Origin of the sequence: Pseudomonas azerbaijanorientalis (genome assembly GCF_019139795.1) — a bacterium.
Lineage (GTDB): Bacteria > Pseudomonadota > Gammaproteobacteria > Pseudomonadales > Pseudomonadaceae > Aquipseudomonas > Aquipseudomonas laurylsulfatiphila.
Genome location: NZ_CP077078.1, coordinates 4,039,188 through 4,058,749, shown reverse-complemented (window position 1 = coordinate 4,058,749; position 19,562 = coordinate 4,039,188). Strand labels below are relative to the sequence as shown.

The 19,562-nt window shown below is 61.0% G+C and carries 22 protein-coding genes; 10 read left to right on the top strand and 12 right to left on the bottom strand.

The window, feature by feature from the left end:
* Positions 1-25: 25 nt before the first annotated feature.
* Complete coding sequence (locus tag KSS91_RS17970; protein ID WP_217835632.1) at positions 26-436, top strand: SRPBCC family protein; 411 nt, start codon at positions 26-28, stop codon at positions 434-436.
* A gap of 147 nt (positions 437-583) precedes the next feature.
* Here the strand turns inward: KSS91_RS17970 and KSS91_RS17965 are convergent, their stop codons facing one another.
* Both KSS91_RS17965 and KSS91_RS17960 read right to left on the bottom strand, forming a co-directional pair.
* Positions 584-1,987 (bottom strand): sensor histidine kinase, encoded by a 1,404-nt coding sequence (locus KSS91_RS17965; protein WP_126052885.1) that lies wholly within the window; start codon positions 1,985-1,987, stop codon positions 584-586.
* Positions 1,965-2,648: a response regulator transcription factor gene (locus KSS91_RS17960; protein ID WP_020796732.1), complete on the bottom strand. Its 684-nt coding sequence runs from the start codon at positions 2,646-2,648 to the stop codon at positions 1,965-1,967. The genes KSS91_RS17965 and KSS91_RS17960 overlap by 23 nt, the downstream gene beginning before the upstream one ends.
* Before the next feature lie 218 nt (positions 2,649-2,866).
* On the opposite strand from KSS91_RS17960, the gene KSS91_RS17955 reads away from it, so the two are divergent.
* Positions 2,867-3,952: an IS110 family RNA-guided transposase gene (locus tag KSS91_RS17955; protein ID WP_083884580.1), complete on the top strand. Its 1,086-nt coding sequence runs from the start codon at positions 2,867-2,869 to the stop codon at positions 3,950-3,952.
* A gap of 625 nt (positions 3,953-4,577) precedes the next feature.
* Positions 4,578-5,507 (top strand): hypothetical protein, encoded by a 930-nt coding sequence (locus KSS91_RS17950; RefSeq protein ID WP_217835631.1) that lies wholly within the window; start codon positions 4,578-4,580, stop codon positions 5,505-5,507.
* Between the two features lie 204 nt (positions 5,508-5,711).
* Here the strand turns inward: KSS91_RS17950 and KSS91_RS17945 are convergent, their stop codons facing one another.
* The gene (locus tag KSS91_RS17945; RefSeq protein ID WP_217835630.1) at positions 5,712-6,317 is read right to left on the bottom strand and encodes a glutathione S-transferase; all 606 of its coding nucleotides are present in this window, start codon (positions 6,315-6,317) and stop codon (positions 5,712-5,714) included.
* Positions 6,318-6,686: 369 nt separating this feature from the next.
* Here KSS91_RS17945 and KSS91_RS17940 point away from each other — a divergent pair, with 369 nt between their 5' ends.
* The 3 genes from KSS91_RS17940 (at position 6,687) to KSS91_RS17930 (ending at position 9,411) form a co-directional block, all read left to right on the top strand.
* Positions 6,687-7,091 carry a TraR/DksA family transcriptional regulator gene (locus KSS91_RS17940; RefSeq protein WP_007935965.1) on the top strand — a complete coding sequence of 135 codons (405 nt, stop codon included), beginning with the start codon at positions 6,687-6,689 and terminating at the stop codon, positions 7,089-7,091.
* 238 nt (positions 7,092-7,329) lie between these two features.
* The gene (locus KSS91_RS17935; protein WP_217835629.1) at positions 7,330-8,934 is read left to right on the top strand and encodes a methyl-accepting chemotaxis protein; all 1,605 of its coding nucleotides are present in this window, start codon (positions 7,330-7,332) and stop codon (positions 8,932-8,934) included.
* A gap of 273 nt (positions 8,935-9,207) precedes the next feature.
* Entirely contained in the window at positions 9,208-9,411 is a 204-nt protein-coding gene (locus KSS91_RS17930; protein ID WP_217835628.1) for a hypothetical protein, read from the top strand.
* Between the two features lie 5 nt (positions 9,412-9,416).
* Here KSS91_RS17930 and KSS91_RS17925 read toward each other — a convergent pair whose 3' ends face one another.
* The 3 genes from KSS91_RS17925 to KSS91_RS28315 form a co-directional block, all read right to left on the bottom strand.
* A complete protein-coding gene (locus KSS91_RS17925; protein WP_217835627.1) occupies positions 9,417-9,653 on the bottom strand; it encodes a DUF2789 domain-containing protein in 237 nt (78 codons plus the stop codon).
* A gap of 132 nt (positions 9,654-9,785) precedes the next feature.
* On the bottom strand, positions 9,786-10,016 hold the full coding sequence (locus KSS91_RS17920; RefSeq protein WP_007973761.1) for a hypothetical protein: 231 nt from the start codon (positions 10,014-10,016) through the stop codon (positions 9,786-9,788).
* Positions 10,017-10,177: 161 nt separating this feature from the next.
* Positions 10,178-10,426, bottom strand: a complete 249-nt coding sequence (locus KSS91_RS28315) for a hypothetical protein (RefSeq protein ID WP_225923697.1) — start codon at positions 10,424-10,426, stop codon at positions 10,178-10,180.
* Positions 10,427-10,838: 412 nt separating this feature from the next.
* On the opposite strand from KSS91_RS28315, the gene KSS91_RS17915 reads away from it, so the two are divergent.
* From KSS91_RS17915 to KSS91_RS17900, 4 genes are all read left to right on the top strand, one after another.
* Positions 10,839-11,309 carry a hypothetical protein gene (locus KSS91_RS17915; RefSeq protein ID WP_102701443.1) on the top strand — a complete coding sequence of 157 codons (471 nt, stop codon included), beginning with the start codon at positions 10,839-10,841 and terminating at the stop codon, positions 11,307-11,309.
* Positions 11,309-11,512 (top strand): hypothetical protein, encoded by a 204-nt coding sequence (locus KSS91_RS17910; protein ID WP_217835626.1) that lies wholly within the window; start codon positions 11,309-11,311, stop codon positions 11,510-11,512. Before KSS91_RS17915 ends, KSS91_RS17910 begins: the two co-directional genes overlap by 1 nt.
* A 118-nt stretch (positions 11,513-11,630) precedes the next feature.
* Positions 11,631-12,644: an ABC transporter substrate-binding protein gene (locus KSS91_RS17905; RefSeq protein WP_217835625.1), complete on the top strand. Its 1,014-nt coding sequence runs from the start codon at positions 11,631-11,633 to the stop codon at positions 12,642-12,644.
* Positions 12,645-12,759: 115 nt separating this feature from the next.
* Entirely contained in the window at positions 12,760-13,197 is a 438-nt protein-coding gene (locus tag KSS91_RS17900; RefSeq protein ID WP_217835624.1) for a DUF3995 domain-containing protein, read from the top strand.
* Between the two features lie 157 nt (positions 13,198-13,354).
* Here the strand turns inward: KSS91_RS17900 and KSS91_RS17895 are convergent, their stop codons facing one another.
* The 6 genes from KSS91_RS17895 to KSS91_RS17870 are packed head-to-tail and all read right to left on the bottom strand — an operon-like array spanning position 13,355 to position 19,418.
* Positions 13,355-13,717: a Na+/H+ antiporter subunit G gene (locus KSS91_RS17895; protein WP_217835623.1), complete on the bottom strand. Its 363-nt coding sequence runs from the start codon at positions 13,715-13,717 to the stop codon at positions 13,355-13,357.
* Positions 13,714-13,992, bottom strand: a complete 279-nt coding sequence (locus KSS91_RS17890; RefSeq protein ID WP_015094510.1) for a K+/H+ antiporter subunit F — start codon at positions 13,990-13,992, stop codon at positions 13,714-13,716. The genes KSS91_RS17895 and KSS91_RS17890 overlap by 4 nt, the downstream gene beginning before the upstream one ends.
* Positions 13,989-14,477 (bottom strand): Na+/H+ antiporter subunit E, encoded by a 489-nt coding sequence (locus KSS91_RS17885; RefSeq protein ID WP_217835622.1) that lies wholly within the window; start codon positions 14,475-14,477, stop codon positions 13,989-13,991. The genes KSS91_RS17890 and KSS91_RS17885 overlap by 4 nt, the downstream gene beginning before the upstream one ends.
* Entirely contained in the window at positions 14,474-16,159 is a 1,686-nt protein-coding gene (locus tag KSS91_RS17880; protein ID WP_217835621.1) for a monovalent cation/H+ antiporter subunit D, read from the bottom strand. Before KSS91_RS17880 ends, KSS91_RS17885 begins: the two co-directional genes overlap by 4 nt.
* Positions 16,156-16,500: a Na+/H+ antiporter subunit C gene (locus KSS91_RS17875; RefSeq protein ID WP_007973781.1), complete on the bottom strand. Its 345-nt coding sequence runs from the start codon at positions 16,498-16,500 to the stop codon at positions 16,156-16,158. Before KSS91_RS17875 ends, KSS91_RS17880 begins: the two co-directional genes overlap by 4 nt.
* Positions 16,500-19,418 carry a monovalent cation/H+ antiporter subunit A gene (locus KSS91_RS17870; protein ID WP_217835620.1) on the bottom strand — a complete coding sequence of 973 codons (2,919 nt, stop codon included), beginning with the start codon at positions 19,416-19,418 and terminating at the stop codon, positions 16,500-16,502. Before KSS91_RS17870 ends, KSS91_RS17875 begins: the two co-directional genes overlap by 1 nt.
* Positions 19,419-19,562 lie beyond the last annotated feature (144 nt).

The window sequence follows — 19,562 nt, the reverse complement described above, 5'->3', positions numbered from 1 at the left end:
CCTTATTGATTGGAGAAAGCATTTCATGGCAACTGCAACAGCCTTCATCGACATCCCGGCTTCGGCCGAACAGGTCTGGCAATTGATTGGCGGGTTCAACTCGCTGCCGGACTGGCTGCCGTTCATTCCCAGGAGCGAGCTCAGTGACGGCGGGCGCGTGCGCAGCCTGCAAACGGCGGATGGCGCGGTGGTGATCGAACGCCTGCAAACCTTCGACAACATGGGCCGAACCTACAGCTACTCGATTGAGCAGGCTCCCTTTCCGGCAACTGAATATCTGGCGACGATCAAGGTCGAGGCGCAAGGCGATGGCGCGCGGGTGACCTGGTCCGGGCGGTTTGAACCGGTGGGCGTGAGCAATGAGGAGGTGGAGGCGTTGTTTACCGGGATTTATCAGGGTGGACTTGAGGCCTTGCGGGCCAATTACCCGGCCTGATTCACCCAGCGGAAAACACCACCAATCCCCTGTGGGAGCGAGCTTGCTCGCGATGACGGTGTATCAGGTAAAAATATATCGCCTGACACTCCGCTATCGCGAGCAAGCTCGCTCCCACAGGGGGGGATCATTGTTTGTAAGAGTTTGTCAGGCCTGCGGTATCAAACTCTCCCGACAATCAAGCACCAGCCGCGCGCCGCCCAGTTCGCTGCTGCCCACCTCCAGCGTAAATCCGTGCAGGCTGACAATCGCCGCGACGATGGACAGTCCCAGCCCGAAGCCGGTCTTTTGATTGCCAGCCTCGGCGCGATAGAAACGCTGGAATACCGCTTCACGCTCCGCCTCGGGAATGCCGGGGCCTGAGTCGAGCACTTCGATCCGTGTATGCCCGCCAGCATTGACCCCGCGCAGGATCACCGCACCACCGGGCGGGGTGAATTTGATCGAGTTGCTGAGCAGGTTCGCTACGGCTTCGAACAGCAGCGCCCGGTCGCCATTGAGAGGTGGCAATGACGCGGGCAGGTGCAGCTGGAAAACCAGGCCGTCGTCTTCCGCGAGGGGCAGGTAGAACTCATGCAGTTCCTGCAGCAACGCCACGGGGTCCAGTTGCACGAACCCGGAGCGGCGCCGGCGATCTTCCAGTTCGGAAATCCGCAGCAGGCCACGGAAGCGCGCCATCAGCGTATCGGCTTCGGCCAGCACCAGGTCCAGTTGCATGGCCTGCGGCGAGCCTTCGCCGGCTTGCTGCTGCATGCGGTAAAGCTGTGCGCGCAGACGGGTCAGGGGCGTGCGCAGGTCATGGGCGATGTTGTCGCACACGCCCTTGACCTCGTGCATCAGGCGTTCGATGCGTTCGAGCATGGCGTTGACGATGGCGGCGAGCATGTCCAGTTCGTCACGCCGACTGGACAGTGGCAGGCGCCGGCTCAGGTCGCCCGCGACTATGGCTTCGGCACTGGCCTGGATCCCGCGGATGCGGCGCAACGGCCGGCGCCGCAGCAGATACCAGCCGACGATGCCCGGCAGGATGGTCAGGGTCACCCCCCAGAACAGCGCGTGAAGAATGATGCGGGTCACGGCGAACAGCGAACCGTTGTCGCGCACCAGCACCAGCCAGCGGCCGTCGAGGGTGCGGGTCGCCACGGCGTCGCAACTGTCGGCGGGCAGCGTCTGGTCATCATTGTCGCCGTAGGCATCGCAGTCGCGCAGCATGTGGATCTTGCCATCGAGCGGCAAGCCGTCCGGAATGTAGCGCAGGGCGCCGCTGAGGTAACGGTGCCGGGCATCGAACAGGCCGTAGGCGTCGATGCCGCGGATGTCGAAGGTCATGCTGACGGCGAGGGCGTCCACCAGTTGCTCGCCCGAGAAGCGCGAAAACAGGTGCTGACGTTGCATCAGTGAATGTTTGGCCAGATTGTCCAGATAAGCGGAAACCTCGTAGTACATGACCCCCATGAGAATCCCGCTCCAGATCACGAACAGCGAACTGTAGAGCGCCAGCAAACGGCTGCTGGAAGAGCGCCAGCCTTTAGACGGGTTCGGCAATGACATAACCCGAGCCTCTCACGGTCCGAATCAGTGGGACATTGCCAGGCGGGTCGATTTTCTTGCGCAGACGGCCGATGTGTACGTCGATCAGGTTGGTGCCGGGGTCGAAGTGGTAACCCCAGACTTCTTCGAAAATCATCATCCGCGAGAGGATCTGCCCGGTATTGCGCATCAGGAATTCCAGCAGTTTGTACTCGGTGGGCAACAGCGTCAGCAGTTGACCGTCGCGGCTCGCTTCGTGGCTGATCAGGTTCAACTCCAGGTCCGCCACCCGCAGCGTGGTGGCCTGGGCGGTCACGGTGTTCTGCCGGCGCAGCAGGACTTCGACCCGGGCGGCCATTTCATCGGTGGCGAAGGGTTTGGTCAGGTAGTCGTCGCCGCCGGCGCGCAAGCCGCGCACGCGCTCATCGACGTCGGAGAGTGCGCTGATCATCAGGATCGGTGTCGCCACGCCCATGGTCCGCAGCGTGGTGACGATCGCCAGGCCATCGAGCTCGGGCAACATGCGGTCGAGGGTGATCAGGTCATAGTTGCCGCTGACTGCCCGCTCCAGCCCTTCGCGGCCATTGTCGACCCAGTCGACGTCGAGGCCGTGGCTACTCAGTTCGGCGACAATTTCCCGGGCGGTCACGGCGTCGTCTTCGATGGTCAAGATGCGGGTCATAAGGCTGGCCTGATTTGCAGTTCAATACGAAGTTGCGAGCATTTTGCCAAGAAAAAACTGCGACTTAATAAATTAACTTTCATCTGGGCGGGGTCGCTTCACGCGTTCCCGGGGAATTGTAATTAAATGGACTCGCCCAAGCCGAGGCGTCTGTGCGCCGCGGTGGCATTCTTATAGAAGCCAACGACAGCGAGGGCGAGGCCATGAAAAAGCATACGATGTTCAATCAGTCTTTGTCAGCCGACGAGTCGGCGTGCACGACCGTTGCGGTAGATCTTGCAAAAAAGGTCTTTCAGGTCGCCGGGGAGGATGCTCTCGGCCAGGTAAAATTCGAGGATCGAATCAAGTCCCGCGAGGCCTTCCAGGTATTTCTGCACAAGCTTCCCGAGAGTGTGACGGTCTTGGTGGAAACCGGGCCAGGCGCTCAGGCGTGGGCGCGGTTACTGCAAATACAGGGCAATCCGGTCCGCATCCTGCCGGCCCAGCTTGTTGCCAAACATCGCTGTGGCCCGAAAAATGATCACAACGATGCGTTCGCTATCCTACGTGCAGGCCGCGATAGCACGATTTCAGCCGTTCCGGTCAAGAGCCCGGCGGCGCTCGCGATGCAGGCACTGCACCGAGCTCGACAGGGATATATACGGCGACGCACGGCGGTGGGCAATCAGATGCGCGGTTTGCTGCTGGAACATGGCGTGGCTCTGGCGCAGGGCGAAATGGCGATCAGCCAGCTCGTGCCTCGGATATTGGAAGATGTTACCCAGCCATTGCCCGATCTACTGCGCGAGCTGATCGCCGAACTGCTGGGTGAATGGAGTCAACTGGGTGAACGCGTCAACGTACTGACCGGCCGACTGGAAACGGCGGCGAAAGAGAGTGAGATAGCGAGGCGGCTGATGACTGTGCGCGGTGTTGGTCCAATCATCGCCACGGCGCTGCTGGCCAAGCAGACCGAGCCTGAACGCTTCGCCAACGCCCGGCAGTTTGCCGCGTACTTCGGGTTGGTGCCCAACCAGCACAGCAGCGGCGATAAAATCCGACTGGGCAAGATGTGCAAACATGGCGATGCCTACTTGCGCAGTCTGACGATCCAAGGAGCCCATGCTGTTTTAAGGCAGATACGATCTGACTCACAGCAGCCGGACGACCAACGTCTACAGCGTTGGATCTCCCGCCTGGGGCGCAAGGAGGCGGCAGTGCGATTGGCCAACCGCAACCTGCGCATTCTCTGGGTACTACTACAAAACGATCAGACTTATCATCGCCGGCCGGGAAATGGCCCCGAGGTGGCGATGAGTCACTGATCAATAGCGTTCTGCCACCGGGGCGTTAAGCCGCTCCAACCCATGCTAAAAAACATTGACCCCAGGTCAGACCGTCGCGGATTGATGCCTGGGCTCCTACCGGCCCTTGAGGCCTCACTGTAATCGGCATACCGCGCGCTTATCCAATGTTGGCCAGAAGCCGTTCAAGGCTTCCTCAAACAGGCCTGATACATAGATGCAACCGGGCAGCAGTGTTTAGAAGCAGGTTGAAAGTGGGGGCGAGTCCATACATAGGAGCCAGCCTGCTGGCGATGGACTCAAGTGCGCCACGTTTATCCAGTTCACACGCGTAATCGTTAACGACCATCGCTGCGATGCGGCGACCCGACATGCCAGCTCCCACAAAAGACCGCGTCCGAATCGAAAAACCAGTGAACGCCCCCCCAAAAAAAAGGTTGTCTGACCGCCAGTGGCAACGCAAATAACCCATGCATAAAACCCGTTGGCTAAACCTGATCCTTGCAGTTTGCATGGGGCCGGGAAGTTCAAACTTTCTAAACGATTGAAGCACAACGATTTATTCAAAGTGCGTGACTGGCACGGTGACTGCAATTCCTTTCTCGAAGAGTTGTAACACCATCTTTCTGCCTGGAGCGATACAACTATGAATAGATCCTCTGACGGTTTCTATCCCGCCATGGATGAGTCCACCACGCTGTCCGGCGTGTCCTGGGGCGCGATTTTCGCGGGTGCCGCTGCCGCGGCGGCGTTGTCGCTGATCCTGGTGTTGCTCGGCTTCGGCCTGGGTTTTTCGGCGGTATCGCCTTGGGCCAATGAAGGCGTGAGCGCCAAAGGCCTGGGGATCTCGACCATTGTCTGGCTGGCCTTCACCCAGATTGTCGCTTCGGGACTTGGCGGTTACATCGCCGGGCGACTGCGGGTGAAGTGGGCGTACATGCACGGCGATGAAGTCTACTTTCGCGACACGGCCCATGGTTTTCTGGCCTGGTGCGTGGCGACGCTGGTGACGGCCACGCTGGTCGCCGGGTCGGTCAGCAGCCTGGTCGGCGGCGGTGTGCAGGCCGGGGCACACATGGTCGGCGGTGCCGCCAGTGCCGCGACACAAGCCGTGGGCACTGCGGCGGGCAATACCCAAGGCGATGAGTATGGTTACTTCGTCGACAGCCTGTTCCGTGATGATCGCCCGGTTGCCATCAGCGATGATGCGGCCCGGGGCACAGTCACCCGGATCTTTGTGCGTTCCCTGAGCAGGGGTGAGCTGGCCGCCGAAGACCGGACTTACCTGGCGCAACTGGTCGCGCAGCGGACCAACCTCACTCAGGCCGACGCCGAACGTCGTGTCGATGAGGTCTATGCCCGCACCCAGAAAGCCGTGGCCGACGCCAAGCTGGCCACTCAACAAGCCGCTGACACCGCTGCGAAAGTGGCGGCGTGGACCGCGCTGTGGATGTTCGTTGCGCTGTTGGCCGGTGCGTTTTTCGCCAGCCTTGCCGCCACCTTCGGCGGTCGTCGTCGGGATGCGGTGGTGTATCTGGAAACCGATACCTACGTCACCGCTGCACCGATTCGTTAATCCAGGAGAACTACCATGCGTTCATTACTGCTGTTCTTTCTCGGCGTGCCGATCCCGATCATTATCTTGATTGCGTTGTTTGTGCATTGATTCGACTGCAGAAGCTATAAAGCTTCGCGAGCAAGCTCGCTCCCACAGGGAATCGCGCTTTTCTGTGGGAGCGAGCTTGCTCGCGATGGCGGTCGATGAGGCGAAATGAATCCGTCAGTCAATCGGCGTACTGACAAACACCTCAAGCCCTTCGGCATACGCCGTGAACGCGGCGACCCGCGGAAACTGCGCCGCACTCACCTGATCCGGTACCACCAGGTTGGTGAAGCTCCAGGCTACGGCGAGGGTGATGCCGTCCTGCTCGATCGCACCGTCAGTCTTCAGCGGCTGCTTTTCCAGCTCCCGCTCCAGCGCCGACCAGGCCGCCACCAGTTGTCCTTCGACCCGCTGCACCCAAGGTTCGAATTGAATTTCCGCCGGCCGCAGGTTGCGCTCGTAGTAAAGCTGCACGGATTTTTCGCTGGCGGCCAGCGCCAGGCCGATCAGGCGCAACGCGCGCAGACGCTGAGCCGGTTCGACGGGCATCAGGCTGTTATCGGCCAGGGTTTCCAGGTAGTCGATGATCAGCGTCGAGTCCATCAACACCTCACCGTCATCCAGCACCAGGGTGGGCGCCTTGACCACCGGGTTGATCTGCCGGAATTGTTCGAAGTGGCGGAACACCGAAACCGATTGATGTTCTAGTGTGATTCCCAGGCATTTGGCAGAAATGGCGGCGCGCCTGACATAGGGCGAGTCCAGCATACCGATCAGCTTCATGGTCCTTTCCTTTATATGGCCATTTCGGGAGGACAACCTTAGCTGAGGTTCGCCGTCGTGCAAATGGCAGGGAAAATGGCCTCGTGCAGGCCGTTTGTCTTCTATATACAGCCGCTCGATTGAATTTCTTGCTATAAACGCACTCCGATTACCGCCTCAAAGCCTGCCGTAGAGCATTTTCAGGGCTTTGTCGGACAAATTCGCTGTCTTTTCAGTTGCTGAGGCCTCAAGTCGGCCTTAGACTGCCGCCCCTCGTAAATTGAGTGCCGGGTGGCGCTTGGAACAAACGGCGCCTTTCCGATGGCCTGCCCAGGTCTGCCGGAACGCTCCCTTATTCGCCTTAATGCACGTTTTTTTATAGAGATATCAATGACAAAGGACAAGTTGCTGGCCATGCCGGCGGATGACTACATGAATGCCGAGCAACATGCTTTTTTCTCCGAGCTGTTGCAGAACATGAAAGTCGAAACCCATGAGCGCATCGAACAGAACCGCATCGCCATCGAAAGCCTGGACACCCCGGCCGATCCGGCAGACGCGGCTTCGGTCGAAGAAGAGCGCACCTGGCTGGTGAACGCGATCGATCGCGACCAGCGCATGCTGCCTCAGTTGGAACAAGCCCTTGAGCGCATCAAGGAAGACAGCTTTGGCTGGTGCGACGACAGCGGCGAGCCGATTGGCCTCAAGCGCCTGCTGATCAGCCCGACCACCAAGTACTGCATCGAAGCTCAAGAGCGTCACGAGCAAATCGACAAGCACCAGCGTCAGGCCTGATTCTGTGGGGCAGCCCGGTTAAACCGGGCTGCCTTGAAAAGATCGCAGCCTGCGGCAACTCCTACGCAATTGAAGTAGGGCGTTGTTGCAGGCTGCGATCTTTGTTTTCTGCCGTCTTCGATTTCCCGATTTTTCTATTGATCTGCTGCAAGGTTCGCGACTAAAGGCTCATGGATAATGGCCTTATGCCGGCGTTTAATGCGAAGACAACAATTAGAAGTTTTCCGGGGTGACGATCATGACAAGAGACGGGTCTCTGGCTGCGGCAATGCCTGCACCAGTGCTGTTGCCGAAAAACCGCTGGCTGGCACCGACGCTGCAAAGCATCGCCCTGATGCTGTTGTTATGTGGCATGACGTTGGGCGGTTGGTCGCTCTACCTGGGCCTGCCCCTGGCCGTCCTGATCATCTGGCTGCCTCGCTTGCGTTCGCGCGCGACCCCACTGGCGGCTTCCCCCGACAACGCTGATGCCATCGGCGATTTGACTCGCGATCTTTCCTACACCACCAGCCATAACGCGCTCTCGGCCGCCGGGGTGGCGTTCTCGGTTCGGCAATTGGCGCAAAAGCTGCAATCGCAACTCTCGGCGGCGGCACAGATCGTCAGCAACGCCGAGGTCATGATTACCACCGAACACACTACCTCGATGCTCAGTCGCCAGGCGCTGAGTGCCGCCAGCGAGGCTCATCAATGCGGCGCGGTGGGGCGTACGGAGCTGATCGAGTCCATTGCCCGCATGCACCTGCTCAGCCAGCGCGCCAGCAACAGCCGTGAACTGATCGAAGCCTTGAGCCTGCGCAGCGATGATATCCAGCGCGTGACTCTGGTGATTCAGTCCATCGCCAGCCAGACCAACCTGTTGGCGTTGAACGCCGCCATTGAAGCGGCGCGGGCGGGGGAGCACGGTCGCGGGTTTGCAGTGGTGGCCGACGAGGTTCGCGGGCTTGCCGCGCGCACGGCGACCGCGACGGGCGAAGTCGGCGAGATGGTGGCCGATATCCAGCAACGTACGACACAGGTGGTGGAGCAGATCCGCCAACTGTCCAGCGACCTCGATACCGGCGTCGAGCAGGTCGAGCGCACGGGGCAGCACCTGGAGAACATTGCCCGCCTGGCGGCCAGTGTCGAGTCCCAGGTCGGGGAAATCGCCCGGGGCGCAGACACCAACCGTGAACAGCTCGACAGCCTGTTTCACGCCATCGAGCAGATGCGCAGCGACCTGGCGGTCAGCGACCAGCAGACTCAGCGCCTGGCCCAGGCGGCGGTGCAAATGGAAGGGCAGGCAGAAACCATCAGCGAGCGACTGGCCGAGGTGGGGCTGGATGATTATCACCAGCGGATCTATGACCTGGCCCGGGAAGGCGCGAGCCGGATTGCAGAGCGTTTCGAGGCGGATATCGATGCCGGTCGAATCAGTCTGGACGACCTGTTCGACCGCAACTACCAGGTCATCCCCAATACCAGCCCGGCCAAGTACCAGACGCGTTTCGACCGCTACACCGATCAGGTTTTACCAGCGATCCAGGAACCCTTGTTACCGCGTCACGAAGGATTGGTGTTCGCCATCGCCTGCACTCAGCAGGGTTATGTGCCGACCCACAACCATGCGTTCAGCCAGCCACTGACGGGGGACGCGCAGGTTGATGCCTTGCAGAACCGGACCAAACGCAAGTTCGCCGACCGCACTGGAATCCGCTGCGGCAGCCATCAGAAGGCCGTGCTACTGCAAACCTATACACGCGACACTGGCGAGTTGATGCACGATCTTTCGGTGCCGATCATGCTCAAGGGCCGGCATTGGGGCGGTTTGCGCCTGGGCTACAAGCCGGAAAAGCCGCGCTAGAAACCCCGGGTTGCCGGGTAATGCTGTTCAACTGTAGGAGCGAGCTTGCTCGCGATGGACTCAAGAGCGCCGCGTTTAGTCAGTAAACACGCGGCATCGTTAACGACCATCGTCGGAACGCCGCCCGGAGCAAGCTCGCTCCTACAGTGGATCGGGTTACCGGGCAATTGTTACAAATCCTGCAACTAACCTGTGCAGCGTTTTGCTGTTTCCTCGTCGAAGATTTAACTAGCATACCTATTAATTAGGTTGCTAATTAAGTTCGAGGTCAGCATGCAAGGCAAAGTTGATATCGCGGTCATGATCGGCAGCGGCGTACCTGCCAGTCTGCGCTCCATGGGACGCAAGGTTTGCTGGGTGGTGTTGCTTAATGGCGAGCGCCGGGGCACGGCGTTCTCCAGTCGCGACGAAGCGCAGGAGTGCAAGGCTGCCTGGTTGGCGCAATTGAACGCCGAAAGACCTGGCAGCCAGCATTGAAGGGGTCAGTGGGTCTGATGCATGCGCAGGTTCAGGTCGTCGACCACCCGCGCCCAGTCTGCGTCTTCGCGCAGTTGTTCCTTGAGGAAGCCGGCCTGCTGCGGTGTCCAGAACTCGGCGTCGATGAGCTTCTTGTCGTCGGGCAGGGAGTGGGCGGCAATGAAGTCGTCGATCGCTTTCTGGCTGGAGTCCAGGCCGAGCTGGTCGAACAGGCCTTTCAGGTCGTGTGTCGGTGATTCCATCTTCATCTCCTTGCAGGTCATCAGTCGGGCCGAGGGGCGACGTGCGGTCTCCTGATTTGGAGGGCGCCGCACGGGTGGAGTTCGATCACGATGTTCAAACGCAACACAGAGCATAGACCGCCAATCCGGGTGTCAGGCTTTCAGTGCCCCGGCATCGACCGCCGCCTTCAGTTCCCTGGCCGATTCCTGGGCCGCAATGGCAGCGACATCCGGGGTTTTGAACCAGCGATCTTTTTCGACCTGGTGATAGGTCACGGTCTTGAGCGGAGGTTTGGCGCGCATGACAATCACGGCCTGGAATTCACCCTCGACTTCTCTGGCTTCACCGCGGATAAAAAACTCGCCGATATCAAATTCCGTCACGTTGCAGACTTCCCCTGGAAATACATTGTTGTTGTCAACGCCATCCGATTTGTTGCGGATCCGTTTTATTGGGCGGGCAGTATGGCAGTAGTTGCCCGTCGACGGCTGAGATAAGTCGACGGGCAGACCAAACGTCGTTGAAAATGAGCGCGGCGGGCGTGTCAACCCTTTGATTCAAGAAACCGGGCGAGGGCGCAGGCTTCGTTATGATTGGCTCGGAAACCTCTTACACAGCCTGTAGAAATATCCTTGATGTGAAAGAAGGCAATGCCCGCCATCACCACCTGAAATCGCGGGCGGGGAGGGACGTCGAGAAGCGGTTCAGAGGGGCCGAACGGTATCGGCTGCGAGATCGCTGCTGTTTTCGAGTCAGGCAGCAAGGGATAGGCAAAGTGTGTCAGTGTGCACATATGAAGTCCTTTTCATTGTTTTACCGACGTATGTACGTCGTTTTGGCTAGTCTCCAGGAGCATCGCTGCTCTAGAATCACCCTTGCTGGCGGGTGAATGATGTTTATCTAAAGCAATTTTTTGCTAACGATATGTAGGAAAATTTGTTCTCTTTGTGAGATTTTTCCCCGAAGTTGATAGTCCATAATTTTCTGGCAGCAGGAGGGGCGTTTTCCTTCAGCCTGTGACGAACGCCAGTCAGGACGACGCGAGTGACGTTCCAGTAGTCTTCTCAAGCTTCGTGATAAATGAGTGCACTGCTCATTCAGGACTTCAATCCGGGTTCTCTGGCTACACCTTCGGCATTGCCGCTTTTTTGGCTGTGCGTTTATTTTCGCGTACGGCGCCATTTTTCAGATGTGGGGATGTTTCCTTGGCAGTAAGTAATCTCGATATGCATGCCTTGTTCGTGCTGGGCGATTTGCGCGCAAAGCTGGTCAAGCAGTTTCAGTCACGTTTCGTTTACATCACCGAACAGAACGCTGAAGGCATCTACATTGCCGAAATCGACACCGAATCAGCCCTGGTGGTGGACGACAAACCCGGACTCAAGCTCAAGGTCGGCGATCATTTCAGCGCCTCCGTGCTGCCCAGTCGCGAAGGCGGCAAGCTGGACATCAGGTTCCGCGACATCAAACTGACGGTTTACGGAATTGGCGATTACGCCTTCGTGACCACGGCCGACGGTCAGGGGGTCGTGTTCAAGGAAGGTCACAGCGTGGTGATGGTGTTTGCCGCCCATCAACAGTTGCAGGAAGGCCTGACCAAGACCCTCAAGGCCGTGACCGCCAAAGTGGCCAAGTGGCGCAAGGGCGAGCTGGTGACCTTCAAGGCCAGCGAGTGATGACCCTGACCCGCGCCGACTTCCACGAACAGAACCTGGCCAGCGCTCAAGACGAAGCGCGGCGGCTGTTCGGGCAGAAGTCCCTTCTGCAAGGAGCCTGGCTGAACTGGGTGGCGTCACAGCTTTACCAACTGCAACCGGCGCCATACGCCAGCATGGTCAGACGAGAGCTGGCGCGCTTGCAGGAAACTTCCGAAAACTGATCCACGCACCTCGAAAGCAGGAACCTCTACTACAGTCATTGGACTGAGTATTCAGAGGCTTCGCGGTCTACTGCCAGGCCATCCTGCTATTGCTGTGAACAGCACGAGGTGCAAAAGCATGAACGGATTTCGACGGTTGCTGGCTGCTGTCCTGGCCACTTTCGGTTTGCTGGCGACACCCGCCCCGGTGTTTGCCGCCCAGGCGCCGATCCACTTCGCCGACCTGAACTGGGAAAGCGGCAGCCTGATCACCGATGTCCTGCGCATCATTGTCGAGAAGGGCTACGGGCTGCCCACCGATACCTTGCCAGGCACCACCATCACCCTGGAAACCGCGCTGGCCAACAATGACATCCAGGTCATTGGCGAAGAGTGGGCCGGTCGCAGCCCGGTCTGGGTCAAGGCCGAAGCCGAAGGCAAAGTCGTCAGCCTCGGCGACACGGTCAAGGGCGCTACCGAAGGCTGGTGGGTGCCGGAATACGTGATCAAGGGCGACCCGGCCAAGGGCATCAAGCCGCTGGCGCCGGACCTGCGCAGCGTCAGCGACCTGCCGCGCTACAAGGACGTGTTCAAGGACCCGGAAGCTCCGACCAAAGGGCGTTTCCTCAACAGCCCGATCGGCTGGACCTCGGAAGTGGTCAACAAGCAGAAGCTCAAGGCGTACGGGCTGGAGGACAGCTACGTGAACTTCCGCAGCGGTTCGGGCGCGGCCCTGGATGCAGAGATCAGTTCGTCCATTCATCGTGGCAAGCCGGTGCTGTTTTACTACTGGTCGCCCACGCCGTTGCTCGGCCGCTTCAAGCTGATTCAACTGGAAGAGCCACCGTTCGACGCCGAAGCCTGGAAGACCCTGACCGACGCCGACAACCCCAATCCACGGCCGACCCGTTCCCTGGCTTCAAAGCTGTCGATCGGTGTGTCCACTCCCTTCCAGAAGCAATATCCGCAGATTGCCGAGTTCTTTGCCAAGGTCGACTTTCCGATCGGCCCGCTGAACAAGGCGCTGGCCGAGATGAGCGAGAAACATACACCGCCGCGCCAGGCGGCAGAGGCGTTCATGAAGGCTCATCCGGACGTCTGGCGGGCCTGGCTGCCCAAGGACGTGGCGGATAAAGTCTCCGCCGCCTTGTAGGAGCTGCCGCAGGCTGCGATCTTTTGATCTTGTCTGAAAAAGCAAAATCAAAAGATCGCAGCCTGCGGCAGCTCCTACAATGTTCTGTTCAAATCCCTTTCAAGGATTCCTGACCATGACCTTGCTGTTGGCTCAATGGCTGGTGACGATCTTCTCCGTGATCAGTCTGGTGCATGTGTATTGGGCGTTGGGTGGCGAGTGGGCGGCGGTGGCGGCGGTTCCGCAAGTACCTCAGGAGGGCAGCGCAAGACTGAGGCCGGCGTTCAAGCCGCGAGGCTGGGTCACGCTGGTGGTGGCCGGGGCATTGCTGTTGATTGCCGTGCTGGTGTGCTGGCGGGTGGGTTGGTGGCTGCCGCCCTTGCATCACTGGTCGTTACAGTGGGCGATCAGCGCCATTGCGATCTTGCTGTTTGCCCGGGCCATTGGCGATTCGGAGCTGGTGGGCTTCTTCAAAGAGGTCAAGGGCTCGAAGTTTGCCCGGCTCGACACCTGGGTTTATTCGCCGTTGTGTGTGGTGTTGGGTGCAGGGTTATTGGCGGTGGCCTGGGTCTGATACAGCGACGTTTCTGTAGTGATAGTACTGGCCTCATCGCGAGCAAGCTCGCTCCCACAAGGTTTGGTGTCGGACTCAAAAGGTGTGTACGACGCCCATCACTGTGGGAGCGAGCTTGCTCGCGATGAGGCCGGTCCAGTCGATGCAAATCCTTGGTCTAACTGCCGCTCTCACTCCGCCGACTACTCACCTCCGCCGGCACATCATCCCCGGCCATGCGTTTGCGAAACAGCGCCGCCCGGGCCAGCAGCAAGGTGGTCACGGGCACGGTAATCGCCAGCAGGATCGGAATCAGCCAGGCGTGCAAGACCGGCGCGGACTTGAGCGCCGAAAAATAGATGATCGAAGCCAGCGCCACGCACCAGGCCCCGAGCGTCGAGGCCAGGGCCGGTGGGTGCATGCGCTGGAAGTAATCCTGCATGCGCAGCAGGCCCGTGGCGCCGATCAAGGCAAACAGGCTGCCGAGCACCAGCAGGATCGCCACCGAGATTTCCACCCACAACGACAAGGGCGTATTCATTCGATCACCTCACCACGCAGCAGGAATTTCGCCAAGGCGAAGGAACCGACGAAACCGAACAGGGCGATCAGCAGCGCCGCCTCGAAGTAGGTGTCACTGGCATAACGAATACCCAGCGTCAGCATCATCAGCATCGCGACGATGTACAGGTAGTCCAGCGCCAGGACCCGGTCCTGGGCCGACGGCCCTTTGAACAGGCGGATCAGGGTCAAGACCATCGTCAGGGAAAACAGGAACAGGCTCAGCAGGATCGCGTTCGCCAGCAAGGGGCTCATTCGAAGATCTCCATCAACGGACGCTCGTAGGTCGCCTTGAAGTGCTGGATGAACAGCACCTCGTCGTCCAGGTCGAAGACGTGCAACAGCAGAATGCTGCGGTCCAGCGCCAGCTCCGACCAGACCGTGCCGGGCACCACCGTGGTGATCATCGACAGCGCGGCCAGGCCGTTGGCGTCACGCAAGTCCAGTGGCACCTTGATGAATTGCGAGCGTGGCGGACGGCGACCGGCATTGAGCACACCCCAGGCCACGGCGAGGTTGGACACCAGCACGTCACGCCCGACCAGCAGGACCAGGCGCAGGATCACCCCCGGACGACGGATGCGCACCGGTAGCGGACGCAACCTGCGCATCATCAGCGGCGCGCAGAACCCCAGCGCCGCACCCAGCAGCAGGTTGCCGGGGCTGGTCGACAGGTTCAGCAACAGCCACAGCAGGCACAAGGCCAGCGACAGCAAGGGTGCGGGAAACAGGCGCCTCATGGTTGCACCTCCTGCGGGACCGCCTTGGCCGTGGGGTTCGGTACTACGCGGGTGTCGAGTACCGCCATCACGTATTGCTGCGGGTTGTACAAGGCATCGGCGGCGGCCTGGGTGTAGCGCAGCAGCGGATCGGCCTTGAAGGTCAGCGCAATGCTCAAGCCCAGCAGCGCGAAGATCGGCACGCACTCCAGGCGTCGCAGCAGGGGCGATGGTCGTTCCGCCGGCGTCCAGAAGCGCTGGATGCCCAGGCGCGAGAAGGCGACCAGCGACGCCAGCCCCGACACAATCAACAACACCAGCAGGCCCCACGCGGCGTTGGAAATCGGTGTGTCGCCGCTGTTGCCCAGGCCCAGCGGATTGAGCAGGGCGCCGATCAACCCGAGTTTGCCGATAAACCCGGAGAGCGGCGGCATGCCGATGATCAGCAAGGCGCAGGCGATGAAGCTCAGGCCGAGAAACGCCATGGTCCACGGGATCACCTGGCCGACCACGGCTTTCTGATCGTCGTCGAGGTTGGTGCCTTTGGGGGGATGCAGGGATTCCAGAGGGCGGGGCAGCAGTTCGGCTTCATCTTCGAGCTGTATCTCGTTGGCCGAGCGCGAACGCTCGATCAGTTCGGCCAGCAGGAACAGCGCACTCAACGCCAGGGTCGAGCTGAACAGATAGAACAGCGCTGCGCCCACCAGGTTCGGCTGGGCGAAACCGATGGTCGACAACAGGATGCCCGCCGACACCAGAATGCTCAGGCTGGCCATGCGCTCCAGGCGTTGCGCGGCGAGGATCGCAAGGGCGGCGCAGACGATGGTCGCCATGCCGCCGTAGATCAGCCACTCCCCGCCAAAGAACGCCGATGCCCCGGCCTGGGCGGAGAACAGCAGCGTCCACAGGCGCAGCAAGGTGTAGACGCCGACCTTGGTCATGATCGCGAACATCGCCGCCACCGGTGCGCTGGCCGAGGAATAGGCCGGCACCAGCCAGAAGTTCAGCGGCCACATGCCGGCCTTGGCCAGAAAAGCGACGGCCAGGATCCCCGCGCCGGCGTGCAGCAAGCCCCGGTCAGTTTCGGACACCAGCGGGATTTTTACCGCCAGATCGGCCATGTTCAGCGTGCCGGTCACGCCATAGATCAGCGCCGCGCCAATCAGGAACAGCGACGAGGCCAGCAGGTTGATCGAGATGTAATGCAGCCCCGACGACACCCGTGCCCGACCCGAGCCGTGGAGCATCAACCCGTAGGACGCGGCCAGCAACACCTCGAAGAACACGAACAGGTTGAACAGGTCCGCGGTGAGGAATGCGCCGTAAAGCCCCATCAACTGGATCTGGAACAGCGCGTGGAAACTCGAGCCGGCGCTGTCCCAGCGGGCCATGGCGAACAGCAGGGCACTGACGCCGATGATGCCGGTCAGCACCAGCATCAGCGCCGAAAGACGATCGACCACCAACACCAGGCCGAACGGCACTTGCCAGTTGCTCGGCAGGTACACGCCGATGGAGCCGGGCACACCGGTGGTTTGCGTCCATTGCAACAACGCCACGGCAATGCCCAGCCCGAGCAGGCTGGAGAACAGATTGATCCTGGCCTTGAGCGGCCGGTGCTTCTCGCCGAGCATCAGCATGATCGCGGCCGTCAGCAACGGCAGCAGAATGGGCGCGACGATCAGGTGGGTCATCGCCATCATTCCCTGGGCTCCCGGCCATCCACATGGTCGGTGCCGGTCAGGCCCCGGGACGCCAGCAGCACCACCAGGAACAGCGCGGTCATGGCGAAGCTGATGACGATCGCCGTCAGTACCAGCGCTTGCGGCAACGGATCGGTGTAGTGCAACAGATCCTGCGGCACACCGTCCTTGATGATCGGTTCCTTGCCGATGAACAGGCTGCCCATGCTGAAAATGAACAGGTTGACGCCGTAGGACAGCAGGCACAGGCCCATGACCACCTGGAACGTCCGTGGGCGCAGGATCAGCCACACGCCGGACGCGGCCAGTACGCCGATGGCGATTGCGATGACTTCTTCCATCAGACGGCTCCCGTGGCGGCAACGGATTTAGGCTGGGCAGCGGTTTTGTGACCGCGCACCGATTGGTGGGCGAGGGCGGTGAGGATCAACAGGGTCGAGCCGACCACAACGCCGTACACGCCGACGTCGAAGAACAGCGCGCTGGCCAGGTGAATGTCACCCAGCAGCGGCAACGAAAAATGCCAGGTATGGGTGGTCAGGAACGGATAGCCGACCAGCATCGCACCCAGGCCGGTGGCCGTGGCAATCATCAGGCCCGTGCCCATCCAGCGCAGCGGTCGCAGGCTCATTTGCGCCTCGACCCACTGCGTGCCGGCAACCATGTATTGCAGGATGAACGCCACCGACATCACCAGCCCGGCGACAAAGCCGCCGCCCGGCTGATTGTGCCCGCGCATGAACAGGTAGAACGACACCACCAGCGCCACCGGCAACAGCAGGCGCACCAGCACCGCCGGCACCATCATGAAGCCGAGCGCGGTGTCGCTGGCGTGACGCGGGTTGACCAGGTCGGTGACCACATCCGGTGCGAGCAAGCGTTGCTGGGCCGGCAGTTGCAGGCTTTCTTTCGGCGGACGGAAGCGGCGCAGCAGGGCGTAGACGGTCAGGGCCACGGCCACCAGTACGGTGATTTCACCGAGGGTGTCGAAACCGCGGAAGTCCACCAGCATCACGTTGACCACGTTGCTGCCGCCGCCTTCGGGCAAGGCGCGACTCAGGTAGAAGGACGAAATGTCGTTGGGGGTCTGGCGCGTCAGCATGGCGTAGGACAGCAGCGCCATGCCGACACCGACCACGGTCGACAGCAGCAAGTCGCGGATCCGCCGCACCCGCGCCCGGCGCAGGCTGCCCGGCAACGGCGAGACTTCTTCGATCCGTCGTGGCAGCCAGCGCAGGCCCAGCAGGATCAGCACCGTGGTCACCACTTCGACCGCCAGTTGGGTCAGGGCCAGGTCCGGCGCCGAGAACCAGACGAAGGTGACGCAGGTCATCAGGCCGCAGACGCTGACCATGGTCAGGGCCGCCAGACGGTGATACTTGGCCTGGTACGCCGCGCCAAGGGCACAGGCGATGGCCAGCAACCACAAGGTGACGAAGACGATCGACCCGGGGATCTTCGGCCGGTCGCCCCAGTGCAGGCTGCTGTGCAGCATGGGAATCAAGCCAGCCAGCACGGCGGCGAGCACCACCAGGAACAACTGCATCTGCAGGCGCCGGGTGCCAATCCGCGGCTCCAGGCGGCGGGCCAGGCGCATGCTGGCGACCAGTGCCCATTCGAACAGGTGCTTGCCGTCCAGGCGACCCAAGACGGGCGGACGGTTGAAGCGTCCGCGCTTGAATTGATTGCGCAGCAGCAGGTAGAGCGCGGTGCCGCAGGACAAGGCGATCAGGCTCATGATCATCGGCGCGTTCAGGCCGTGCCAGATCGCCAGGCTGTATTCGGGCAGGGTGCCGCCAACCACCGGTTGCGCCGCCGCGGCGAGCAGCGGGCCGACCACCTGCGCCGGGAAGATCCCCACCAGCAGGCAAGTGAACACCAGCAGCTCGACCGGCGCGCGCATCCAGCGCGGTGGCTCGTGGGGGGTGTGAGGCAAGTCGGTCGCGGGCGGACCGAAGAACACATCCACGGTGAAGCGCAGGGAGTAAGCCACGCTGAAGGTACCGGCGATCGTTGCCACGATCGGCAAGCTCAACTCGACCCAGCGCGTGGCATTGATGAACACGGTTTCGGCGAAGAACATCTCTTTGGAGAGGAAGCCGTTGAGCAACGGCACGCCGGCCATCGAGGCGCTGGCGACCATGGCCAGGGTGGCGGTAAACGGCATCAGCTTGTACAAGCCGCTGAGTTTGCGGATATCGCGGGTGCCGCTTTCGTGGTCGATGATGCCGGCGGCCATGAACAACGAGGCCTTGAACGTCGCGTGGTTGAGAATGTGGAACACCGCGGCGACGGCGGCCAGCGGGCTGTTCAGGCCGAGCAGCAGGGTGATCAGGCCGAGGTGGCTGATGGTCGAGTAGGCCAGCAATCCCTTGAGGTCGTTCTGGAACATCGCGCAATACGCCCCGAGCAACAGGGTGCAGGCACCGGCGCCGCTGACGATGTAGAACCATTCTTCACTGCCCGAAAGCGACGGCCATAGCCGCGCCAGCAGGAACACCCCGGCCTTGACCATGGTCGCCGAGTGCAGGTACGCCGACACGGGCGTCGGCGCGGCCATGGCGTGGGGCAGCCAGAAATGGAAGGGGAATTGCGCGCTTTTGCTCAAGGCGCCGATCAGGATCAGGGGCAACAGGATGGGGTAGAGGGCATGGGCACGAATCAGGTCGCCGGCGGCCAGGACCTTGTCCAGGTCATAGCTGCCGACCACATGGCCGAGCAGCATGACCCCCGCCAGCAGGCACAAACCGCCCGCACCGGTCACCATCAGCGCCATGTAGGCACCGCGCCGGGCATCGGCGCGATGGTGCCAGTAGCCGATCAGCAGGAACGAGAAGAGGCTGGTCAGCTCCCAGAAAAACACGATCTGGATCAGGTTGCCGGAGATCACCAGCCCCAGCATGGCGCCCATGAAGGCCAGGAAAAACGCGAAGAAGCGCGGCACCGGATCGTTCGGCGACATGTAGTAGCGGGCGTACAGCGACACCAGGGTGCCGATGCCCAGCACCAGCAGGGAGAACAGCCAGGCGAAACCGTCCATGCGCAGGACGAGGTTCAGGCCCAGGCTGGGCAGCCAGGAAAACTCTTCGCGAATGACGCCGCCATGGGCGATCTGCGGGTACAGGAATGCGACCTGAACGCTGCCGATCAGGGCGATCAGGCCAGCCAGCAGGGATTCGGCGTTACGGGCATTGTGCGGCAACACGGCCGCCAAACAGCTGCCTATGAAAGGCAGAAGCAGTAGAACTATCAGGGACATAGGCTTCTAATCTGCGGAAGTTTGTGAAGCATCATACGTGCCAGCTCCCGGATCGCCAAACGCCAAGCTGTCGCAGAATCCTACACGGTAGACGGAAAAACCCTGTTTAACATTGTTTCAGAGAGGGGGTGTCTGGACCGGCCC